Annotated in this window: 19 protein-coding genes; 8 read left to right on the top strand and 11 right to left on the bottom strand. The window is 56.1% G+C overall.

The annotated features are described in order from the left end of the window. Positions 1-78 precede the first annotated feature (78 nt). On the top strand, positions 79-1,152 hold the full coding sequence (locus DSD30_RS02190; RefSeq protein ID WP_114007949.1) for a DUF2336 domain-containing protein: 1,074 nt from the start codon (positions 79-81) through the stop codon (positions 1,150-1,152). A 93-nt stretch (positions 1,153-1,245) separates the two neighbouring features. Here the strand turns inward: DSD30_RS02190 and DSD30_RS02195 are convergent, their stop codons facing one another. The 11 genes from DSD30_RS02195 to DSD30_RS02240 form a co-directional block, all read right to left on the bottom strand. After that, positions 1,246-2,535 (bottom strand): quaternary amine ABC transporter ATP-binding protein, encoded by a 1,290-nt coding sequence (locus DSD30_RS02195; protein ID WP_114007950.1) that lies wholly within the window; start codon positions 2,533-2,535, stop codon positions 1,246-1,248. Beyond that, the gene (locus DSD30_RS02200) at positions 2,535-3,428 is read right to left on the bottom strand and encodes an ABC transporter permease (RefSeq protein ID WP_114007951.1); all 894 of its coding nucleotides are present in this window, start codon (positions 3,426-3,428) and stop codon (positions 2,535-2,537) included. Before DSD30_RS02200 ends, DSD30_RS02195 begins: the two co-directional genes overlap by 1 nt. Positions 3,429-3,524: 96 nt before the next feature. Beyond that, a complete protein-coding gene (locus DSD30_RS02205; protein WP_114007952.1) occupies positions 3,525-4,523 on the bottom strand; it encodes an ABC transporter substrate-binding protein in 999 nt (332 codons plus the stop codon). Between the two features lie 23 nt (positions 4,524-4,546). After that, on the bottom strand, positions 4,547-4,723 hold the full coding sequence (locus DSD30_RS21455) for a hypothetical protein (RefSeq protein ID WP_157967520.1): 177 nt from the start codon (positions 4,721-4,723) through the stop codon (positions 4,547-4,549). A 540-nt stretch (positions 4,724-5,263) separates the two neighbouring features. Continuing rightward, positions 5,264-5,545 carry an HPr family phosphocarrier protein gene (locus DSD30_RS02210; protein WP_114007953.1) on the bottom strand — a complete coding sequence of 94 codons (282 nt, stop codon included), beginning with the start codon at positions 5,543-5,545 and terminating at the stop codon, positions 5,264-5,266. 100 nt (positions 5,546-5,645) lie between these two features. Continuing rightward, on the bottom strand, positions 5,646-6,044 hold the full coding sequence (locus tag DSD30_RS02215) for a PTS sugar transporter subunit IIA (RefSeq protein WP_114007954.1): 399 nt from the start codon (positions 6,042-6,044) through the stop codon (positions 5,646-5,648). Positions 6,045-6,187: 143 nt separating this feature from the next. Beyond that, positions 6,188-6,745 carry an HPr kinase/phosphorylase gene (locus DSD30_RS02220; protein WP_114007955.1) on the bottom strand — a complete coding sequence of 186 codons (558 nt, stop codon included), beginning with the start codon at positions 6,743-6,745 and terminating at the stop codon, positions 6,188-6,190. Between the two features lie 46 nt (positions 6,746-6,791). Beyond that, positions 6,792-8,624 (bottom strand): sensor histidine kinase, encoded by a 1,833-nt coding sequence (locus tag DSD30_RS02225; RefSeq protein ID WP_114007956.1) that lies wholly within the window; start codon positions 8,622-8,624, stop codon positions 6,792-6,794. A gap of 126 nt (positions 8,625-8,750) precedes the next feature. Continuing rightward, positions 8,751-9,350: a glutathione S-transferase family protein gene (locus DSD30_RS02230; RefSeq protein ID WP_245418330.1), complete on the bottom strand. Its 600-nt coding sequence runs from the start codon at positions 9,348-9,350 to the stop codon at positions 8,751-8,753. A gap of 77 nt (positions 9,351-9,427) precedes the next feature. Beyond that, positions 9,428-10,138, bottom strand: a complete 711-nt coding sequence (locus tag DSD30_RS02235; RefSeq protein ID WP_114007958.1) for a response regulator transcription factor — start codon at positions 10,136-10,138, stop codon at positions 9,428-9,430. A gap of 261 nt (positions 10,139-10,399) precedes the next feature. Continuing rightward, complete coding sequence (locus DSD30_RS02240) at positions 10,400-11,359, bottom strand: glycosyltransferase family 32 protein (RefSeq protein WP_114008582.1); 960 nt, start codon at positions 11,357-11,359, stop codon at positions 10,400-10,402. A 280-nt stretch (positions 11,360-11,639) separates the two neighbouring features. Between DSD30_RS02240 and DSD30_RS02245 the strand changes: the two genes are divergently transcribed. From DSD30_RS02245 to DSD30_RS02275, 7 genes are all read left to right on the top strand, one after another. Then, positions 11,640-13,517: a dipeptide ABC transporter ATP-binding protein gene (locus DSD30_RS02245; RefSeq protein ID WP_245418368.1), complete on the top strand. Its 1,878-nt coding sequence runs from the start codon at positions 11,640-11,642 to the stop codon at positions 13,515-13,517. Next, positions 13,514-15,436, top strand: a complete 1,923-nt coding sequence (locus DSD30_RS02250) for an ABC transporter substrate-binding protein (RefSeq protein ID WP_114007959.1) — start codon at positions 13,514-13,516, stop codon at positions 15,434-15,436. Before DSD30_RS02245 ends, DSD30_RS02250 begins: the two co-directional genes overlap by 4 nt. A gap of 3 nt (positions 15,437-15,439) precedes the next feature. Further along, on the top strand, positions 15,440-16,438 hold the full coding sequence (locus DSD30_RS02255; RefSeq protein WP_114007960.1) for an ABC transporter permease: 999 nt from the start codon (positions 15,440-15,442) through the stop codon (positions 16,436-16,438). Further along, positions 16,435-17,610, top strand: a complete 1,176-nt coding sequence (locus DSD30_RS02260) for an ABC transporter permease (RefSeq protein WP_114007961.1) — start codon at positions 16,435-16,437, stop codon at positions 17,608-17,610. Before DSD30_RS02255 ends, DSD30_RS02260 begins: the two co-directional genes overlap by 4 nt. A gap of 142 nt (positions 17,611-17,752) precedes the next feature. Next, complete coding sequence (locus DSD30_RS02265) at positions 17,753-18,967, top strand: glycosyltransferase family protein (protein ID WP_114007962.1); 1,215 nt, start codon at positions 17,753-17,755, stop codon at positions 18,965-18,967. 3 nt (positions 18,968-18,970) lie between these two features. Next, positions 18,971-20,227 carry a glycosyltransferase gene (locus DSD30_RS02270; RefSeq protein ID WP_114007963.1) on the top strand — a complete coding sequence of 419 codons (1,257 nt, stop codon included), beginning with the start codon at positions 18,971-18,973 and terminating at the stop codon, positions 20,225-20,227. A gap of 54 nt (positions 20,228-20,281) precedes the next feature. Next, complete coding sequence (locus tag DSD30_RS02275) at positions 20,282-21,436, top strand: glycosyltransferase family protein (protein ID WP_114008584.1); 1,155 nt, start codon at positions 20,282-20,284, stop codon at positions 21,434-21,436. Positions 21,437-21,536: the final 100 nt, after the last annotated feature.

Genomic DNA, 21,536 nt, shown 5'->3' on the forward strand with positions numbered 1-21,536 from the left:
TCAGGTTGACGCCGCTGATGACCATGGCGCGACACCAATGATGTGGGTTGCAACCCGCGCGACAAGAAGAGTTTGTTCATGCTTGATACCATCACAGATCTAGCCCGCGAAAAGTCAAGTGACAAACGCAGAGAACTGCTCGGTCGTGTGGCTGACATGTTTTTTGATGGCGCCGAGCATCATTCTCAGAAGGAAGCCGTGATTTTTCGCGATATCGTGCTGAAAATGCTCGATGATGTCGATCTTGAGGGACGCGCGGAATTTTCCGAACGCGCCGCACCCCATGACAGTCTGCCGTCTGATGTCGCACGCCAACTGGCGCAAGACGACGTTGCGGTGGCCGGACCGATGTTGCAGCATAGCCCGGTCCTGACCGATGACGATTTCGTTGCCTTTTCCCAGTCCCTGTCCCCAAGTCATCTGGAAAGCATCGCCCAGCGTGAAAGCCTTTCGGGCACGGTTACCGATGCACTGATCGAGAATGGCACGCGGGAAGTCTGGCACAAGGTGACCCAGAACAAGGGCGCAGAAATCACGTCCAAAGGGTTTGACAAACTGGTTGACAATGCCTCTGGCGACCAAATCCTCCAGGCCAGTCTGAGCGCCCGACCTGACATCACGATCGAGGCCGCCAAAAACCTGCTGCCATTGCTGCCTCAGGAAGGCAAGCAACGTCTGGTGCAATTGTTCGAACAGGATTCGGCCATGGGCGGCGAGTTGCTCGATATGGCACAAAAACGTGTTACCGCCGAAAAGCTGGATGGACGCAAGGGCCGGATTGAAACCAAGTTGCTGATCACCGATGTGAAAGAAGGCAAGGTGCAATTGTCTGACGCCATCATCCAACTGGCCGAAGCTGACCGCAGCGCAGACCTCATCTCTCTTCTTGCTGCCATGGCTGATATGGATGAACCACTGGTTTCCAATGCCTTCTATCAGGAAAATGACGACCCGATCGCCATCCTGTGCAAGTCACTGGATGTCAGCGTCGATGCCTTCACCCGTGTGATGCGGGTGCGATGTGATAAGCTGAAGCTGCCACTGAGTGCAGGCGGTCGCAGCATCATTCGTTACAAGGAACTGGATATTTCCTCTTCCCAGCGCGCGATGCGGTTTGTCCAGATGCGCAAAAATCTCGGGCAAGCAAGCTAGGGCTTGCCGGGACTGTCCGTCAAACCACCATGGTGCTGAAATAACAAAGGGGGCTTTCGCCCCCTTTTCTTTGTCTTGTTGATATAAGAGCGGTTACGCCGGCTCTGGCTTCTTCGCCTCTGATGCTTTCTCTTTTGCTTCGGAGCTCGCTTCAACGCCCTCTTCGGCATCTTTCGATTTTGCGTTATTCTCCTCGGAGGACGACTCATTGCTCAGAACACCGGCAAGATCATCCCGCGACAACGAGCCATGGAACTCTCCTTCGTCATCGACCACCGGCACCGGATAGTCAGCGGAAAGGGTCTCAGGCAGCACCTCCTCTAGCGGAGCATCCGGCGAGATGTGCGGCACATCGGCATAATGCTCTTCGCAGAGCTCGGCCTTGGCATCTTCCTGATAATATTCCTCAAGGCTTTCCTGAGTCAGGGTACCCTGATAGCCCTCATCGGTGACGTGATAGGCATAATCATCGGAATGGGCCCGCATTTGCTTGAGTGCTTCACCGATGGTGGCTGCGGTGATACGGAAGGCCTGGGGCTGCATAACCGTTTCCACATTCAGAGCCCGGGCGCGGTTGACGTCGCGCACGAAGGCCTCGACATAGTCGGTCGCCGGGTTGAGCAGGATTTCTTCCGGCTTGTCGTCCTGAACCAGCTCACCATCCTTGAGGATGGCGATGTTATTGCCAAGACGCAGGGCTTCATCCAGATCGTGGGTGATGAAGATGATGGTCTTGTGCAGCTTTTCCTGCAACTCGATCAGCTGATCCTGCATTTCCGAACGGATCAACGGGTCGAGGGCAGAGAAAGCCTCGTCCATCAGCAGGATTTCAGCGTTGGTTGCAAGGGCACGGGCAAGCCCGACACGCTGCTGCTGACCACCGGACAATTGCGAGGGATACTGGTTCTCATAGCCAGCCAGACCGACCGTTGCCAACCATTCGACACCCCGCTCATGGGCTTCCGCCTTGCTCACGCCCTGAACCGTCAGACCATAGGAAGCATTATCGAGCACTGTGCGGTGAGGCAAAAGGCCGAAGCGCTGAAAGACCATCGACATTTTGTGACGGCGGAATTGTTCCAGCTCTTTTTCCGACAGCTTCATCACATCTTCGCCGTCAACGATGATCTGGCCTTCGGTCGGATCGATCAGCCGGTTGAAGTGGCGGATGAGTGTCGATTTGCCCGATCCGGACAGACCCATGATCACCGAGATATCACCCTTTTTGATTTTCAGGTTGATATCCTTGAGACCGAGCGTATGGCCGGTTTGGGCGAGGATATCGTCCTTGCTCAAACCCTGATGGACCAGTGGCATATGCTTTTCAGGTTCATTGCCAAACAGCTTGTAGAGCCCTTTTACCTCAATCAATGTATCAGACATTAGTGGGCTCCTTTCATATGCTTCTGGCTACGCTGGGCGTAAGCCTGGGATACCCGGTCGAAGATGATGGCGAGCGCCACAATTGCGAGGCCATTGAAAAGGCCGAGGGTGAAATACTGGTTGGTGATCGATTTGAGAACCGGCTGGCCGAGGCCTTTCACGCCGATCATCGAGGCCACAACAACCATCGCCAGAGCCATCATGATGGTCTGGTTGATGCCTGCCATGATGGTCGGCATGGCGAGCGGCACCTGAACACCGAACAGGCGTTGGTGCGGGCTCGCCCCAAAGGCGGTCGCGGCTTCCAGCACTTCCTTGTCGACAAGGCGAATACCAAGGTTGGTAAGGCGAATGACGGGCGGAATGGCATAGATGACCACAGCGATCAGGCCTGGAATCTTGCCGATGCCGAGCAGCATCACAACCGGAATGAGATAAACGAAGGCAGGCATGGTCTGCATGATGTCGAGAATCGGCGTGACAACCGCCTGAACCCGATCAGACCGGGCCATGGCAATACCGACCGGAATGCCCACGACAATCGCCATCAACGTGCAGACCGTGATCATCGAAAGGGTCCGCATGGTGTCTTCCCACATGCCGAAATAGCCGATCAGCAACAGGGAAATGACAACACCGATCAACAATTTCCAGGAGCGGCTGGCGCTGAAGACAATGGCGCCGATGGCCAAGATAATGATGGGCCACGGGGTGTTCAGCAGCAGTTTCTCGAACCAGATCAAAAAGGCAAGAAGGGGATCGAAGATCGTTTCGATGGCTTCGCCATATTCACGGGAGAAACTGCGATAGGCACCGTCCAGAGTTTTGCGGATAGCAACAAGGGTGCCTCTATCAAGTGAGGGGAATTCGCTCAGCCATGACGCATCCGCCATTTGCTTGCCTCCAATATGTCTGTTTAAAAAACAAAATCCCGGGCCCCAAGCAGGGTCCGGGATTCGTGCGCCTATGACAAGGCGCAATCATGCTTTCTAGAGCTCTGCGAGCGCTTTCTTGACTTTTTCAGCCGCTTCAGCAGGAACCCAGGAAGACCATTGGGCTTCATTTTCTTTCAGGAAGTGGATGCCAGCAATTTCGCCGTCAGCCTGATTGTCTTCCATCCATGCCAGAAGACCGTTCATCTGGGAGTTCTTGAAAGAACGCTTGCCAAGATAAGCGGCGATCTCTTCATGTTTCTTGGAGAAATCACCGGTGGTCACAGTCCAGACTTCAGAAGGCGGATACATGGTTGGTTTTGGATCCGCGCAATCTGCCTGGGTGATGCATTCCTTGAACATTTTGTCGTCGACGCCGGAACCGAAGTCAACTTTGACCATTTCATACTTGCCGAGCACAGCGGTCGGTGCCCAGTAGTAGCCGAGCCAGCCTTCGCCACGCTCATAGGCCTTGGCGATGGAACCAGAGAGGCCCGCGCCTGAACCCGGATCGACAATTTCAAAGCCGGCCTCTTCCATGTTCAAGGCTTTGAACAGGTTGCCGGAAGAAATCTGACAGTTCCAGCCAGCCGGGCAGCCATAGAAGCCTGCAAGGGAATCGTCTTCCGGATGCGGGAACATCTTGACGTTCTTCAGCACCCCTTCGATGGTTGCAAGGCTAGGATCCTTGTCGACCATATATTTCGGTACCCAAAAGCCTTCTTCGCCGCCATCAGACAGGGAGGCGCCGGTAATGGCCAGACGACCTTCTTCGACACCCTTATCAATGGCTTCGCGCATGGAGTTAACCCAGAATTCCGGAGCAATGTCCGGCTCACCCTTCTCGGTCATCGATGCGCCAGTCGGCATGGTGTCGCCAGGAACCAGCTCGGCTTCACAGCCATAGCCGTGTTCGAGAATGAAGCGGTCAACATTGGCGATGAGCGTTGCAGAGTTCCAGTTCATGTCTGCGATGGTGACTTTGCCACAATCTGCAGCCTGTGCAGCAAAGGCGGAGCCTGACAGCATCAAGGCTGCGATCACAAAGCGTTTCATATTTACCTCCGGGATGGTATGTCTCATATATTCTGATCCACTGCAGGACGGCTTTGGGATGCCATCTGGATAGGTAGATCAATCTCGTTGCAGTTGAAGCGTCCGCGCACAGGTGCGCGAAGGGTGATCTCGTGCATGACCGGGGCCGACATCACCCCGGAATTCTCAAAAGAATAAAATCCGAACTTGGGACTGTTCACGCAGTCTTCCTTGTCTGTTTAATGGTCCAGATTTTCGCAGCAGACAGAAGATTAACAATTCTCTTTATGGCTCGTCAATCAAAGATCTCCAAAATCCTGTCGATTAGGTTCGACACTGCCACTGCCTTAAAAAAAATAGTTCACCAATATTTCCAATAAATACCCCAGATAAAACGGAAACAACTTTTTACATTTACTCTAAACTTCCAAAATACAATCGAAATCTTTATTTTAAAAACCATTTTGCAGAAAACAACTTAGGACACAATCTGAGGTTTCAGCAGGAATGATGCATTTTCAAGACTTCGAACGGCTTTTACTGATCAGGAATAGGGCCAATCGGTCCGGAAAAAACCAGATCAATGCGACCAATTGATGCGCCCAAAATGGCGGGGAAAACTTTTTGCAAAGCGGCTTCAAAGGGTCTGAAAGGTCGAATTGAAGAGCGAAGGTTGCCCGAATGAGAATAGAAAAAACAACATCTTGGTGCACTTTTTGCGGCGCACATCTTGCAAGTGCGAACAACCCAGCTCGCTTGCTCTATTCCCCTTCGCCGAAGCGGTCTTCGATCAGAGTGGAGATCGCCTTCAGCGCGTCTTCAGCCTGATTGCCCGACGTCACAACGTCAATGTGACAGCCCGGCGCTGCCGCCAGCATCATCAAACCCATAATTGACGTGCCACACACCGTGTGACCGTCCTTGGAGACCTGTACGTCCGCATCAAACTGATCAACTGTCTGGACAAACTTGGCCGATGCTCTGGCATGCAGGCCACGCTTGTTCTTGATGCACAATCGTTCGGAGAAAGAGGACTGGGACACGTCTGACGAAACGGCTTTCTTGGCAAGGGGTTACACTCTATTGACTGCCCTTGCCCAGAATCACGTCAGGGACCTGGACGAGCCGGTCGGAACACTCCGCTCAGCCGGACAGCAAATCACTGGCAATATTAATATATTTTCGGCCTGCATCACAAGCCTCATGAACAGCTTCGGTCATCGTACGGTCGGCGCGCACACTGGCCAGCTTGATCAGCATCGGTAGATTGACACCGGCCAACACTTCGATCTTGTTCTCGTCCATGACGGAAATCGCCATATTGGACGGTGTTCCACCGAACATGTCGGTGAGCAAAACCACACCATCGCCCTTGTCGACCGCTTCGACGGCGGTGAGAATATCCTGACGCCGCTGCTCCATGTCATCATCCGGGCCGATGCAGATGGTCTCGATCTGCTCCTGTGGCCCGACCACATGTTCCAGCGCGGCACGAAATTCTTCGGCCAGTCGACCGTGTGTAACAAGGACAAGACCAATCATGGAATGTCTGCTCTCCTTCATATGTCCGGCACCCCGACGGATTTTAGTCAGGATGGTCCTTACTACATCCCGTTGGGCACCAAAGACTGCCTATCTTCACCAACATGGGGGCGAACGCAACCCCAAAAGACAGCCCTGAGCCGTCATCCACCAGCCTTCCATGTGGATAGACGGGCAAAAATCAGATCACAAGCGAGTGCGGATTGGCGCTCCGGTGCCTGCAGGTGATCAATGCGAACACCCTGCACGTCCAATCGGGCCTCATCGCGCGAGGGCATGCGCACAATGTCTTTGGCATCGGTCAGGTCGATCAGCAGGTGCATGACAGCACTGGTCAGATGATGGGCGGGGGACAGTTCGGTGACACCAAAGCCCCTCACCTCTTGCAGCCGTCGGGTTGCCAATGGTGCAAAAGCCAGAAGGGATGGGGCTTGGTGCTCGGCGCCAGCAGTTCGCGCAAGGCGGACATAATCGTCACTGATAAGAGCAGCATAGAGGCCGCGATGGTCGGCCTCTTGCCGCAAATGACGCTGAAGCAGGGACTTGCCACTGCCGGTAGCCCCTCTGATCAGGATGCCGAGACTGCCGATCACCAGTGAAGCGGCATGCATGATGTCACTGCCTTGGGCCAGATGATCGGGGATGTCGAAGATGGGCCCATTGCGGGCTTCGTCATGGTCCGGGTCAAGATAAAGCGACATGGCAGGCTCCCAACAGCCTAGATTATTTGGTGCTCATTCACCCAGCTTAGCTGTTTTGGTCGGGTTTGGGATCAAGCCTTTTCGTCGCATTGACAGGACCTGCGGGCAACTCGACCGTAAAGCGAGCACCGAGAATCGTCGCTTCGGCCTCTTCATGGGCGGGGTCTTCGTCCGGCGCACTGGTGCGATTGGACGCGCGTATCGTCCCCTGATAGGCTTCGACGATCTGCTTGGAGATGGACAGACCAAGACCGGAATTCTGACCGAAATCCTCGCCCTGCGGACGGTCGGTATAGAAGCGCTCGAAGACACGATTGACATCCTCGGCCTGAATGCCCGGTCCATGATCGTCGACGGTCACAACGACCTTCTTGTCCTGTCTGGTCAGGGCAACATCGACGGTGCCGCCCGGCGCGGTAAAGGAGCGGGCATTGTCGATCAGATTGACAAAGACCTGCCCCAGACGACTGTCATTGCCATGGACCATGAAGGCATCGGCCATGTCCTCACCACCGGACAGGCTCAGCGTGACATGAATGTCGGATTTGGACCCGATTTCATCCTGAATGGTGACGATCGTTTCCATCAGGGCCTGCAGATCAAGGGGCTCGGAATCCTGTCGCGCCAGTTCTGCGTCCAGACGCGAGGCGTCTGAGATATCCGAGATCAACCGATCAAGGCGCCGCACGTCATGTAGAATGATTCCCACCAGCCGCTCACGGGATTCCGGTTTCTTGGCCAGAGGCAGGGTTTCCACCGCCGAACGCAGGGAAGTCAGCGGATTCTTCAGCTCATGGGCCACGTCGGCCGCGAAGGCTTCGATTGCATCCATGCGCTGATACAGGGTTTTGGTCATCGCCCGCAAGGATTGGCTCAATTGACCGATCTCGTCCTTGCGGTCGGAGAAATCCGGGATCTGTTCGCGGGCCTTGACGCCGCGACGCACCCGTTCTGCGGCTTCGGACAATTTGCGCACCGGCCCGGCAATGGTCCCGGCGAGCAGAATGGACAAGGTACCGGTCACCAAGGCGGAAATCAGAAAGACCCGGACAATACCCCAGCGCTCGGCCTGAACGATTTCATCGATTTCCCCGTCGCGGGTGGAGAGCAGCAAGGCGCCTGCAATGACACGGGAGCGCTGGATCGGCACGGCAGCCGAGACAATCAGACGTCCCTTGTCGTTGACCCGGACAATCGACGCGGCCGACCCGTCAAGGGCCTGGGAGACTTCCGGATAGCGACGCCCGTCGGTGCTGCCCAGCTCCTTGTAGAGGGGCAGATCGGCCTGTCGGATCCAGCTGACGAACCGGCTCCAGACTTCCGTCCATCCCTCCTCGCGCTCCACCTCCGGCTCGGGCAGATTGAAACGCAGGATGCCACGGGCATGAAGCTGGCGGGAATCAATCACCAGATTGCCAGCCAGATCATAGATACGGGCACGGGTGTCGGTGGGTGAAATAGCCGCGCGTAGAATGGGAGCCGCCCGTTCGGGATCGATGGGAAACTCGAAGAATCCGAAGGTATCATCAGTCGGTGTGAAGCTTTCACCCGCCTGCAGTTCCAGCAGCCGATCCGGATTGATGGTGATCGCGTCGGCGTCAGCCGCCGCTGAGGCAGCTACGGCCCCGGCGATGATCTTGCCCTGAGTCAGCAGAGAAGAGACGCGGGCATCGATCAAGCCTTCGCGGAACTGGTTGAGATAGAGAATGCCAAGCACCAGCACAGCCAACGCGGCAAGATTGAGAAAGACGATTCGACGGGTCAGGGAAGAAAAGGCAATTGAAGCACCAAGGCTGCGCAAGGGCGCAAGGCTGCGCTTCCGGCTTTCACCGGAAGAGGCTCGCTTGGCTTCCTGTTTGTCCCTGCTTTTCTGCAACATGGTCTTCCAGTCTGCGGATATGCCTGCCTTATGCTTTGTCGGCTTATCCCTTATTCATTCTCTGATCGCCAAGACACGGGCCTTGCCCTTGTCAAACCCGCCTTGACTGGCGCAAACCGGCCCTCTTTATGCGTGTTTTGGCAGACGTTCAGCCAAGGCTGGATAATGCGCGCGAAACGCATCCATAAATTCGTTGACCCATGGCCATTGCACTTCCCAACGCCCGGCAAAGCGAAGTGCCAGATACCCTGCCATTCCGGCGAGAGCCAGATGGCCACCATTTAGCCCATCAGCCAATGTTGGTGGGGCCGCCTGCAATCGATCGAGGCCCCGCGCGACTTTCTCCCACTGCCGGTCAAGCGCCAGCTGGTATATCTTGTCATCGGGGCGAAAGCGAATTTCATAGGCCTGTGCAAGCAAGCAGTCGGTAATGCCGTCACCAAGCGCTTCGAGAACCTCCACGTCGGTTCGGTCCGAAGGATCCTCAGGGTAGAGCATGCCACCGCTTTCGCGGTTGAGGAATTGCATGATTGCGCGGCTGTCAAAAATGGCCTTGCCGTCATCGGTCAAAAGGGTTGGTATTTTACCCAAGGGATTGTTTTCAATCAGAATATCCGGGTCGTCGGTCGTGACAACCGTAGCGCACTTGGCTTCGATGTTGCAGAACCGCGCGGCCATGCAAACCTTCGAGGAATAGGGGGAGGTTGGGGAAATGAGAAATTTCAAAGCAGAATATCCTGTATGGAATAGGCAGATTGTCGATGCTTTTTCAACATCCCTCTATTGCGCTCCGGTTGATCGGATCAACCCTGTTCCCGGAACCGGTAACCAACCCCATAGAGGGTTTCGATCATATCGAAATTGTCATCGGCTGCCTTGAATTTCTTGCGCAGACGCTTGATGTGGCTGTCAATGGTTCGGTCATCGACATAGACCTGATCTTCATAGGCGGCATCCATCAGGGCGTTGCGGCTTTTGACCACGCCGGGACGCTGGGCCAGCGCAAAGAGGATCAGAAACTCCGTGACCGTCAGGGTGACCGGTTTGCCATCCCAGCTGCAGGTATGGCGCTCCTGATCCATGCTCAGCAGACCGCGCTCCAACAGGTCGGCCTTAGCGGTCTGACCATCGGAAGAGACTTTTACCTCACGGGCCTGCGCCCGGCGCAAAACTGCCTTCACCCGCTCGACCAGCAGGCGCTGGGAGAAGGGTTTGTGAATGAAATCATCCGCACCCATTTTCAAACCGAACAGCTCGTCGATCTCATCATCCTTGGACGTCAGAAAGATTACCGGCAGGTCGGTTTTCTGGCGCAATCGGCGCAGAAGTTCCATCCCGTCCATACGGGGCATCTTGATGTCGAGGATCGCCAGATCCGGCGGGGCATGCAACAGGCCATCGAGACCCGAGGCACCGTCGGTATAGGTGTCCACTTTGTATCCTTCGCTTTCCAGTGCGATGGAAACAGATGTCAGAATGTTGCGATCATCATCGACAAGGGCAATTGTTGCCATGCCGTTTCCTTTCCTTGACCGGTTCGCTGTGCGTTGCTTCACAGCCTCTTTGACCAGAGGCCTGTGGCTGCGAACCGCTGTGAGCCAGACCTATTGTTGAAACGCTCGGACAGATCCGATTCTCTCCAGAGGATTGGCCCAGACGCAGGAGGAAAATCCTTTTTTTCCCCACTGCCATCCTCAGACCAAAGCCGTCAATCTGCCATTGGTTTGAGCACTATAACCCGAAATGCGCCAAAATAAGGCAGCTTCTTTTCCGTGTTACCATTCCTTCCAATCCATCAACAGGCCGTTGGCCCCGCCCGCAGCCTCGGCAGCCTGACAAGCCGCCCTGATATCTGCCAGCGGCGTCTGTGCCTTGAAGCTTGCGGCAACAAAGGCCGGATCGAGCAACTGGATCGGACCGCGACGCGCGATCAGGGTGAAAAGCAGCGGGCCAGTGCTCCACCATGCGGGCGCGTCAGCCAGGCGTTTCAGGACATCTGGAATCGCCTCGATCATGCCCGTCATTGCCGGATGACCGGCGGGTGCCGCAATGAAGGAATTATAGAGCAGCATGCTGCCCCACCCAAGATTGCGCGGGACCGGCTCAGCCATGGCCGTCAATCCGGCCATCGACATGAAGGCATCAAAGCTCCGGTCCATTCGGGCGGGATACCAGTCGCAATCGAGATAGATGCCACCCTCGCGGGCGAGGATAACATAGCGGGCCACATCAACCGCACCGGGATAATCGCCTGCTGCCAGCATGTCATTGAATTCAGGCAGCACATCAATGCCGAGTGTTTGCAGATCGGCTTCGCGCCAGAGCTTGTATTGATACCCATTGCTTGCCGCATGGCTGGCCCATGCGCGGGTTGCTTCTGGCACCGGGCGCTCCCCGATCCAGATTTGATGGATGGTTCTGGGGATGGCCTGCTGGTTGGCCGCGACAATCGCGCGTCTGTCATCGGGGTTGACTTTGGTCAGATCAGCCAAAAGCGCCGGGTCAGGCACAAGGTGATATTGATAGGCAATCTTCAATAGGGCATTGCCGTCGCGTTTGGCGGTGCGCAGCATCGCGGCATGCAGCTTGCGCGGCAAGCCCAACGCCGTATGAGGCTGGACTGCCATCACCTCAGTGTCCTGTTTGGCCGCCTCCAGCACCTGCCAGGCGCGTTCGTTCTCTCCGGCATCGCGCAGGCTGGCAGCCGCGGCGAGCACTTGTCTGAGTTTTTCCATAGGCGCTCCGGTCTTTTTCCCTCTATGATCAATGTGATTTCTGTTTGTCACTTTGATCATGCTATTGATCTTGAAACTCATTGGATCAAGCATGCGCAAAAACTCGCATGCCCATCTTGGAAAGTCTGCATCGCTTGAGATAGTCTCTTCCTTCACGGATTTCAAAATTTTGGGAATTTTCATGTCGCCCACCACTCAAGACCCAGTGCAGGTGCCCAACGCATCCACCGATCCCACAGCCATTCCGACCGTGGCTCAAGACCTGCTTCGTATTGAGGGGATGTCGGTTGATTTCTCGCTGATCGGCGGCGGACATTTCAGGGCGGTGAAAAATGCCAGCCTGCGGGTCTTGCCCGGCAAGGTGACAGCGCTGGTCGGCGAGTCCGGATCGGGCAAATCGGTCATTTCTCAGGCGGTGATGGGTATCGCGCCGAGGACGGCGACAGTCAAGGGCAATGTCTGGTTCGATGATGCCCGCTATGACGAGCCACCAGTGGACCTGTTGACCTTGCCCAAGGACGGGCCGGAAATCCGTCATGTTCGGGGCAATCGCATCGGCATGATCTTTCAGGAGCCGATGACGTCCTTCTCGCTGATGCATACAATCGGCAACCAGATCAGCGAAAGTCTCGCCATCCATACGGATTTGTCGCCGATGGAGCAAATCGAGCTTTGCCATGAAACGCTGGCAATGGTGGGCTTTGACAATCCGCAACGCATTTATGAGATGTATCCGTTCGAGCTGTCGGGCGGTATGCGGCAGCGCGCGATGATCGCCATGGCACTGATTTGCTCGCCAAGCCTGCTGATTGCCGACGAGCCAACCACGGCTTTGGATGTGACCATTCAGGCGCAGATCCTGAAATTGCTGAAAGATTTGCAGACCAAGCTCAATATGGGTGTGTTGCTGATCACCCATGATTTGGGCGTCGTGGCCAATATGGCCGATGAGGTGGTGGTGATCCATCGCGGCAACATTATGGAAATGGGGTCGGTGGACGACATTTTCCGCAATCCCACCCATCCCTATCTCAAGGGACTGATGGAAGCCGTGCCGCATTTCGGTATGGGACAGGGGGATCGGCTGAAACCTCTGCGCGAGATCCCCATCGACAAGGTTCGGGGGCTCGGCAATTATACCAAACAGAGCGACGCTGCCAATGGCAACAGCGCGGGACCGCAAGTCATTCTCTCAGTGCAGGGCATCAACAAGAGCTTTGCCACCCGCAAACAGAGCTGGGGCCTGAAGGCATCGGGACATGCCCCAAAAAAAGCCGTCTCCGACGTCAGCTTCGATATTTTCAAGGGTGAATGTCTGGGACTGGTTGGGGAAAGCGGTTGCGGCAAGACCACCCTGTCCAAGATTCTGATGCGGGCACTGGAGCCCGATGAAGGGTCGATCCATTATGTGGACGAACAGGGACCAATCAATATCAGCGAATGCAACGGCGCGGCCCTGCAAGCCTTGCGCTCGGATATTCAGATGGTGTTTCAGGATCCGGTCTCGTCCCTGTCGCCGCGCATGACGGTGAAGAATATCCTGACCGAACCGCTCGACATCCACCAGTTGGGTAACCGGAAAGACCGGCTGGATGTGGCTGAGAATCTGCTCAGCGCCGTTGGGCTGGATCGTGCCTCGCTCAACCGCTATCCGCACAGCTTCTCTGGCGGACAAAGGCAGCGCATCGGCATCGCCCGGGCCTTAGCACTTGGTCCCCGTCTGGTGGTTTGTGATGAGCCGGTCTCAGCACTTGATGTGTCGGTGCAGGCACAGATCCTCAATCTGCTCAAGGATCTGCAATCGGAACTGGGCCTGACCTATCTGTTCATTTCGCACAATCTGGCGGTGGTCAATTATATGGCGGACCGGGTGGCGGTGATGTGTTCGGGGCGAATCGTCGAGATCGCCCCTTGCGAAGCCTTGATGGCCAATCCGGTCCATCCCTATACCCGTTCGCTACTGGAAGCGGTGCCCTATCCGGATCTTGACCGCAAGCTCAATTTCGAGATTCCGATGAAAGCCAGCAGCGCCTTGCAGGATACATGGCCGTCAGACTTCCAGTTTGACGATGAGAATGCCCTGACGATGATCGATCTGGGCGGCGACCACAAAGTGCTCGCCAAACGAGGCGCAAGCATCGAGGGAGCACAGGGATGATCACCAGACGCAACGCACTGAGCCTGCTGGCCAGCGCCGCCACCCTGCCCTTGTTGCCGATCAGGGCCAAGGCGCAAGCAAGGGATCTGGAACCGGATTTTCTGAAAATTCTGGTCGCCAAGGGCAAGTTGCCACCCGTGGAAGAGCGGTTGCCCAGCAATCCGCGTGTCGTCAAGCTCGCTCAGATGGGGCGTGCCGCCGGACGCTATGGGGGCACATTGCGGACCCTGATTGGTGGCCAGCGGGGCATTCGGCTGGTGCCAATCAACAGCTATGCCCGCCTGATCGGCTATGACGAAGCACTCAATCTGGTGCCAGACCTGCTGGCTTCGTTTGAAGTGGACGCGGATAGCCGCGTCTTCACCTTCAAACTGCGTGAGGGGCATCGCTGGTCGGACGGGTCTCCCTTTACGGCAGAAGACTTCCGCTATTGCTGGGAAGACGTGATCCTCAATGAGGAGCTTTATCGTGGCGGTCCACCGGCCAACATGCTGATTGACGGCAAGCCACCGATCTTTGAAGTGCTTGATGAACTCACCGTGCGTTACACATGGCACGACACGATGCCGGATTTCCTTGCCAATCTGGCCCAGCCAGTGCCACTTAAAATCTTCATGCCATCGACCTATCTGAAGCAGTTCCACGCGAAGTACCAGCCGTCTCAGAAGCTTGAGGAGCTGTCCTACAAATATCGGGTGGATGACTGGGTACGTCTGCATAAGCGGGTTTCGCGCACCAACCGGCCGGAAAACCCCGATCTGCCGACGCTGGAAGCCTGGATGCCGCGCACCAGTCCGCCTGCAGAGCAATTTGTCTTTACCCGCAATCCCTATTATCACCGGGTGGACGAGAATGGCCTGCAACTGCCCTATCTCGACCGGCTTGAACTCAATGTCAGCACCAATGACATCATTCCGGCGGCGACCTCGAGCGGCCAGAGCGATCTGCAGTTCGGCGGCCTGACCTTCTCCGATTTCACCTTGATGAAAACCGCAGAGGAAACCAACCATATCAAGGTCAGTCTGTGGCGGCGGGCGCAGGGTTCGAGCTTCGCGCTCTATCCCAACCTGACCTATAAGGATCCGGTCTGGCGCGACGTGTTCCGCGATGTGCGCTTCCGCCGGGCGGTGTCGCTGCTGATCAATCGCGAAGAGATCAACAAAGCGCTGTTTTTCGGACTGGCGGCAGAGAGTGCCAATACGGTCTTGCCGGAAAGCCCGCTCTATAAGGACGCCTATGCGCAAGCCTATGCCCAGTTTGATCCGGACGCAGCCAACCGGCTGCTTGACGAGATGGGCCTGAAGCCAAAGCGTTTCAGTCGCCAGCGTCATTTGCCCGATGGGCGTCCAATGGACATCATCATCGAGACAGCGGGGGAAAGCACCCTTGAAACCGACATACTGGAACTGATGACCGATCATTTCCGCCGCTGTGGCATCCGCATCTTTACCCGCTCAACCCAGCGTGAGGTGTTTCGCAAGCGGGCGATCGGCGGTGAAATCATGATGGCGGTGTGGTTCGGTCTCGACAATGGGGTGCCAACAGCGGACATTTCGCCTCAGGCATTGGCCCCGTCAGCGGACGATCAGTATCAATGGCCTGTTTGGGGTATGTATTATCAATCCGCCATGACCAAGGGCGAGCCGCCTGACATGCCCATCGTGATGGAACTGGTGGATCTGCTCAAGCAATGGCGTCATGCGACCAACCACGCACAGAAAACCGAAATCTGGCATAAGATGCTGCAGATCCATGCGGATCAGGTCTTTTCCATCGGGACCCTGAACAGCGCCCTTCATCCGGTCGTCTCGGCCGCCAACTTGCGCAATCTGCCGGAAAAGGGGCTTTATGGCTATTATCCCATGTCCTATCTGGGCGTCTACATGCCGGACACCTTCTGGTATGACGAGGAAAGCTGACCCATGCTGAGTTATATCTTGCGGCGCATCGTCATGATGATCCCGACCTTGCTGATCATTTCAGCCTTGGTTTTCACCATCATCCAGTTGCCCCCGGGTGATTATTTCGACAGCTACATTTCCGAGCTGCGCGCCATGGGCGAAGCCTCCGATCTGGCGGAAATCGAGGAATTGCGCGAACGCTATGGTCTCGACAAGCCCGTGGTTGAGCAATATGTCCGCTGGGTTGGTGGCATGCTGGTGGGGGATTTCGGCTATTCGTTCGAATATCGCCTGCCGGTCAGCGATGTGGTCGGTGACCGCTTCTGGCTGACGGTGCTGGTCTCTATGCTGACGATCATCGTCACCTGGGCCCTTGCTTTCCCCATCGGCATCTATTCGGCCACCCACAAATATAGCTGGGGGGATTATGGCCTGACCTTCCTTGGCATGATCGGCATTGCGGTGCCGAACTTCATGCTGGCGCTGGTGATTATGTATTTCTCCAACAAATGGTTCGGCATCTCAATCGGTGGGCTGATGGACAAGGCCTATCTCAACCAGCCGATGAGCTGGCCGAAATTCTGGTCGATCCTTGAGCATCTGTGGATTCCGGTGCTGATCATCGGTACGTCGGGGACGGCGGCTATGATCCGCCGCCTACGGGCCAATTTGCTGGATGAATTGCAGAAGCAATATGTCGTGACGGCGCGGGCAAAGGGGCTGCATCCCAAAAAGGTCCTGCATAAATATCCGTTGCGGGTGGCACTCAATTTCTTCGTCTCCGACATTGGCTCAATCCTGCCCGCGGTCATTTCAGGGGCCGAGGTGACGGCAATCGTGCTGTCGCTGGAGACCACCGGTCCGATGCTGGTGCGGGCCCTCAGCTCGCAGGATATGTATCTGGCCGGTTCGTTCCTGATGTTCCTCGCCTTTCTCACGGTGATCGGCATGCTGGTGTCAGACATTGCCCTTGCCTTGCTTGATCCACGTATCCGTTTCGGGGGAGGACGCGCCAAATGACTGCCATGCTGCCGCCACCTGGCGCTCCGATCAAACATTATGTCTCAGACGCCCCGTTCGACCCTTATGCGGTTGAACAGGATGAGGGCGATCAGAAAGGCCTCGCCGCCGCTTCGCAATTGCGGCTGATGTGGATCCAGTTTCGTCAACACAAGCCTGCCGTGATTTCCGGCCTGTTCCTGCTGATCTGCTATCTGAGCATTCTGTTCAGCGAGTTTCTGGCGCCCTACAGTCTGGAAACCCGCAATCTCGACGACATCTATGCGCCACCGCAATCGATCCATTTGTTCCATGAAGGAGACTTTGTCGGCCCCTTCGTCTATGGACGGACAATGGAATTGGACATGACCCGATTGCAGCGGATCTACACCGACGACAAGCAGGATGTGCAACCCTTGCGGTTTTTCTGCAAGGGCGAGCTTTACAAATTCTGGGGTCTGTATGACGGCGATTTGCATCTGGTCTGCCCCGCCGAAGGGGGCAAATTCTTCTGGCTGGGGACAGATCGGCTCGGCCGGGACATTTTGTCACGCATTCTTTATGGCGCACGGATTTCCCTCACGATCGGTCTGTTCGGCATTATCATGAGCTTTGTGCTGGGCATCGTGATCGGTGGGCTGGCTGGCTATTATGGCGGGATCATTGATCTGGCCGTGCAGCGGATCATCGAAGTGCTGCAATCGATCCCGTCGATCCCGCTTTGGTTGGCTCTGGCAGCGATCATTCCGGTGACCTGGCATCCGTTGCTGGTCTATGCGGGGATCACGCTGATCCTTGGCTTGTTGGACTGGACGGGGCTGGCCCGCGCCGTGCGCTCCAAGCTTTTGGCCCTGCGCGAGGAAGATTATGTGCTGGCTGCCCAATTGGTGGGAGCCAAGCCTAGGCGGATCATTTTGCGCCATCTGGTGCCCGGCTTCATGTCACACCTGATTGCCAGCGCCACCCTGACCATTCCGGGCATGATTCTGGGCGAGACCGCGCTCAGTTTTCTCGGTCTTGGCCTCCGGCCGCCGATCACTTCGTGGGGTATCTTGCTGACCGAAGCCAGAGGCATAAACATAATTGCGCTCTATCCGTGGCTTTTATTGCCGGTTGTTCCGGTCATTTTGGTGATTCTGGCCTTCAATTTTCTTGGCGATGGGTTGCGTGACGCTGCGGACCCCTATAGGTAGCACCATGTTGTAGAAAAAGAGGCGCGCAGTCGCGATTTTGCCAGTGACCTACAGTTCAGAACATATTGCGTTCGAGGCCCCTGTTTCATCGGGGTTCCATACCAGCAAAGATGGCACTTCATTCATTGACGGTGAGAGAGACATGGCACGTCGAAATCTGAATATTCGCATCATGATGTATAGCCATGACACGTTCGGGCTGGGGCATCTGAGGCGCTGCCGAACCATCGCGCATTCACTGGTGGAAGATTTCAGTGGTCTGGAAGTGTTGATTGTCTCCGGCGCGACGATTGCCGGTGCCTATGAATATCGAGCGCGGGTCGATTTCGTGAAGGTCCCCAGCGTGATCAAACTGCGCAATGGCGAATATAGCTCGATGGAAAAGCATATCGACATCAAGCAAACGCTGGCCATGCGCTCTGCCATCATTCGCCAAAGCGCCGAGATTTTCAAACCGGACATCTTCATTGTCGACAAAGAGCCCATGGGGCTGCGCGGCGAAGTGGAAGAGACCCTGCGGTATCTCAAAGCCCATGATACCCGGTTGGTGCTGGGCTTGCGTGATGTGATGGACGCGCCCCACTTGCTTGATGCGGAATGGGCCCGCAAGGAAACGATGGACAAGATCGACCATTTTTTCGATGAGATCTGGGTCTATGGACCGAATGACTTTTACGATCCGCTGACTGGCCTCGATGTGCCGCAGTCGGTGCGCGACCGGATGGAGTTTGTCGGCTTTCTGCAGCGTCAGACCGCCATGTCGGATGAAGGCAGCCATGCGCTCGACGAAGGGGACTTCATTCTGGTCACGACAGGCGGTGGTGGCGATGGGGATGATCTGGTGCGCGATGTGCTCAATGCCTATCATCATGATCCCAGCCTGACGACCCGAGCCCTGATCGTTCTGGGTCCCTATCTGCCAGCTGAAGATCGCCATGCGCTGATCGAGCTTGGCGCTGACATCGATCATGTCGATATGATTGCCTTTGACAGCAAAATGGAAAATCTCGTGGCCAAGGCCAAATATGTGGTCGCCATGGGGGGCTACAACACCTTTTGCGAGATCATGTCTTTTGACAAACCTGCCCTGATCGTGCCGCGGACAGAACCGCGTGAAGAACAATTGATCCGAACAAAACGCGCCGAAGAGTTGAATTGGGTCACAATGCTCTTACCTGAGCAGTCAAGAGATCCTGCCACCATGGCAGCCGCCCTCAAAAAATTGATCCATCAGCCGGCCCCCTCGGCCCATGCGAATGGCATCAAACTCGATGGGCTGGTCAATATATCCGACAAGATCGAGCGTTTGTTTGTGCCGGACGACAACGACGCAAAGAGCGAAGCCGAAAAGGCCTGAATTGTGACCGACAAGACCAAAATCGTCGTACTGCTGAAAGGCTATCCGCGCCTTTCAGAGACCTTCATTGCACAGGAGCTTCTGGGGCTGGAACGCGCGGGACTGGAGCTGCATCTGGCCTCGATGCGCCATCCCACCGACAAGAAACGCCATCCGGTGCATGATGAAATCAAGGCGCCGGTTTTTTATCTGCCTGAATATCTCCATCACGAACCGTTGCGGGTACTCAAAGGACTCTGGAAAGCCGCCAAGACCCCCGGATTTGGCAAGGCCTTCAAACGCTTCCTGAGCGACCTGCCCAAAGACGTGTCCCGCAATCGGGTGCGCCGGTTCGGACAGGCAGCGGTCTTGACAGCGGAATGGCCCGAAGGGGCGACGTGGCTCTATGCCCATTTCATCCACACGCCCGCCTCCGTGGCGCTCTATGCCAGCGAAATGATGGGCATTCCTTGGAGCATATCGGCCCACGCCAAGGATATCTGGACCTCGGAAGACTGGGATCTGTCAGAAAAGCTGACGCGTGCCAACTGGACGGCAACCTGCACCAAGACCGGCCACGAGCATTTGCAATCGCTGGCCGAAGATCCGAGCCGGGTGCATCTGAGCTATCACGGGCTCGATCTGGATCGCTTCAAGGGCAATCCGGTGCCGCTTGACCCAAGGGATGGGTCGGATCCGGCCAATCCGGTGGTGCTGTTCAGTGTCGGGCGTCTTGTTGAGAAGAAGGGCTACGACACGCTGCTTGAGGCCTTGTCGCTGCTGCCCAAAGACCTCAACTGGCGCTTTGATCATGCAGGCCACGGGCCTTACAAGAAACAGCTGGTGGCCCAGAGCGAGTCATTGGGGATTGCCGACAAGATCAACTGGATGGGTGCGGTCGATCAAAAAGACGTGTTGGCAGGCTACCGTGCCTCGGACATTTTCACGCTGGCCAGCAAAATCGCGGCTGACGGCGACCGGGATGGCCTGCCCAATGTGCTGGTGGAAGCCGCCAGCCAGCAGAAATGCTGTGTGGCAACCCGTGTTTCGGCAATCCCGGAGCTGTTCCGTGATGATGAAAATGGCCTTCTGGTTGACCCCGAACAGCCAGTTGCGCTGGCCCATGCTCTGGAACGGGCGATTACCGACCCGGCTTTGCGGGCCCGTCTGGGGGCACAGGCCGAGAAGGATGTGCGCAAGGATTTCGACCATAAGGTCAGTGTGTCCTTCCTCAAATCCCTGTTTATCGGTCCGGCTAAGGGTTCGGCCCCTAAAGCATAAAAGCCCTGCACAAAACAGATCGGCAAAGAGCGGATAGTCTGAAGGATGGAAGAAATGGATAAGCAGAATGGGTCCGGTCGCGGCAAAAAAGTGATGTTCTATGTGCAGCATCTGCTGGGAATCGGACATCTGGCGCGGGCCAGCCGGATCTCTGCTGCGCTGATTGAAGAGGGATTCGATGTGACCGTGGTCACCGGCGGCAAGCGCGTCGAAGGGTTCCCCGGCAAGGGCATCAAGCATGTCGCACTGCCCGGCATTGCGTCGGACAATGCAAGCTTTTCAAAACTGATCGATGAGAATGGCACGCCGGTTGATGACGCTTTCAAGGCCATGCGGGCTGAATTGTTGATCAAGACCTATCACGACATCGCACCGGACTTCGTGCTGGTCGAGGCCTTTCCGTTTGGCCGCCGTCAGGTGCGGTTCGAGTTGCTGCCGCTGATGGAGACCATTCAGGCAAGCGACAACAAGCCGATCGTCATCGGCTCGGTGCGCGACATTCTGCAAGAAAAGATCAAGCCGAGCCGCAATGAGGATACGGTTCAGTATATCGATCAGTATTTCGATCATATCTTCGTCCATGGCGACCCCGACTTCATGCCGTTCGAGGCGACCTTCCCGCTGTTTGACCGAATCAAGGACAAGGTGCGCTATACGGGCATCGTCGCGGCGCCACCGCCAGAGGAACCAGAGGACACGTTTGCCGTTGTTGTGTCGGCTGGCGGCGGTGCGGTTGGCCGCGATTTGGTCACGGCAAGCCTTGAAGCCGCCAAAAACAGCCCCCTGCCTGGCAATTGGTGCATCATCACGGGGCCCAATCTGCCGCAAGTTGAGTTTGAGCAATTTCGCGCCGATGCCCCCTCTCATGTTCAGATCGAGCGGTTTCGCACAGATTTTGCCAGCCTATTGAAGGGGGCTTCCCTGTCCGTGTCACAATCGGGTTATAATACGGTCTGCGATATTCTGAGGGCGCAGTGTGGCAGCGTTCTGGTGCCATATACCAGTGGAGGAGAAACCGAACAGACCCGCCGGGCGGAAAAGCTGGAGGGGCTGGGTCTGGCAACTTATCTGAATTCGGATGATCTGAGTGGACCGACGATTGTGGCCGCCATGCGCGAGGAAATGGACAGGATGGCGCGACGCCCTGCCTTCAAGATTTCTCTCGACGGGGCGAAGACCACTGCGCACATGCTCCGCGCACTTGCCTGAATTTGCCTGAATTGGACTAAACGTCTCTTGAGAAGAGTGGCTTGATGCGCCAATGCTTGCCAGAGCAATGCAGCGCTTCGATGGCCTGCATAAAGGTGAG

The organism is Cohaesibacter intestini (assembly GCF_003324485.1).
Taxonomy (GTDB): Bacteria; Pseudomonadota; Alphaproteobacteria; order Rhizobiales; family Cohaesibacteraceae; genus Cohaesibacter; species Cohaesibacter intestini.

What these genes read in the sequence shown, in the direction of transcription:
- DSD30_RS02275 (WP_114008584.1), top strand. Translation starts at nt 20,282, where the DNA reads ATGGATAAGCAGAATGGGTCCGGTCGCGGCAAAAAAGTGATGTTCTAT.
- DSD30_RS02265 (WP_114007962.1), top strand. Translation starts at nt 17,753, where the DNA reads ATGGCACGTCGAAATCTGAATATTCGCATCATGATGTATAGCCATGAC.
- DSD30_RS02235 (WP_114007958.1), bottom strand. Translation starts at nt 10,138, where the DNA reads ATGGCAACAATTGCCCTTGTCGATGATGATCGCAACATTCTGACATCT.
- DSD30_RS02205 (WP_114007952.1), bottom strand. Translation starts at nt 4,523, where the DNA reads ATGAAACGCTTTGTGATCGCAGCCTTGATGCTGTCAGGCTCCGCCTTT.
- DSD30_RS02245 (WP_245418368.1), top strand. Translation starts at nt 11,640, where the DNA reads ATGTCGGTTGATTTCTCGCTGATCGGCGGCGGACATTTCAGGGCGGTG.
- DSD30_RS02250 (WP_114007959.1), top strand. Translation starts at nt 13,514, where the DNA reads ATGATCACCAGACGCAACGCACTGAGCCTGCTGGCCAGCGCCGCCACC.
- DSD30_RS02195 (WP_114007950.1), bottom strand. Translation starts at nt 2,535, where the DNA reads ATGTCTGATACATTGATTGAGGTAAAAGGGCTCTACAAGCTGTTTGGC.
- DSD30_RS02240 (WP_114008582.1), bottom strand. Translation starts at nt 11,359, where the DNA reads ATGGAAAAACTCAGACAAGTGCTCGCCGCGGCTGCCAGCCTGCGCGAT.
- DSD30_RS02190 (WP_114007949.1), top strand. Translation starts at nt 79, where the DNA reads ATGCTTGATACCATCACAGATCTAGCCCGCGAAAAGTCAAGTGACAAA.
- DSD30_RS02215 (WP_114007954.1), bottom strand. Translation starts at nt 6,044, where the DNA reads ATGATTGGTCTTGTCCTTGTTACACACGGTCGACTGGCCGAAGAATTT.
- DSD30_RS02225 (WP_114007956.1), bottom strand. Translation starts at nt 8,624, where the DNA reads ATGTTGCAGAAAAGCAGGGACAAACAGGAAGCCAAGCGAGCCTCTTCC.
- DSD30_RS02260 (WP_114007961.1), top strand. Translation starts at nt 16,435, where the DNA reads ATGACTGCCATGCTGCCGCCACCTGGCGCTCCGATCAAACATTATGTC.
- DSD30_RS02255 (WP_114007960.1), top strand. Translation starts at nt 15,440, where the DNA reads ATGCTGAGTTATATCTTGCGGCGCATCGTCATGATGATCCCGACCTTG.
- DSD30_RS02200 (WP_114007951.1), bottom strand. Translation starts at nt 3,428, where the DNA reads ATGGCGGATGCGTCATGGCTGAGCGAATTCCCCTCACTTGATAGAGGC.
- DSD30_RS02220 (WP_114007955.1), bottom strand. Translation starts at nt 6,745, where the DNA reads ATGTCGCTTTATCTTGACCCGGACCATGACGAAGCCCGCAATGGGCCC.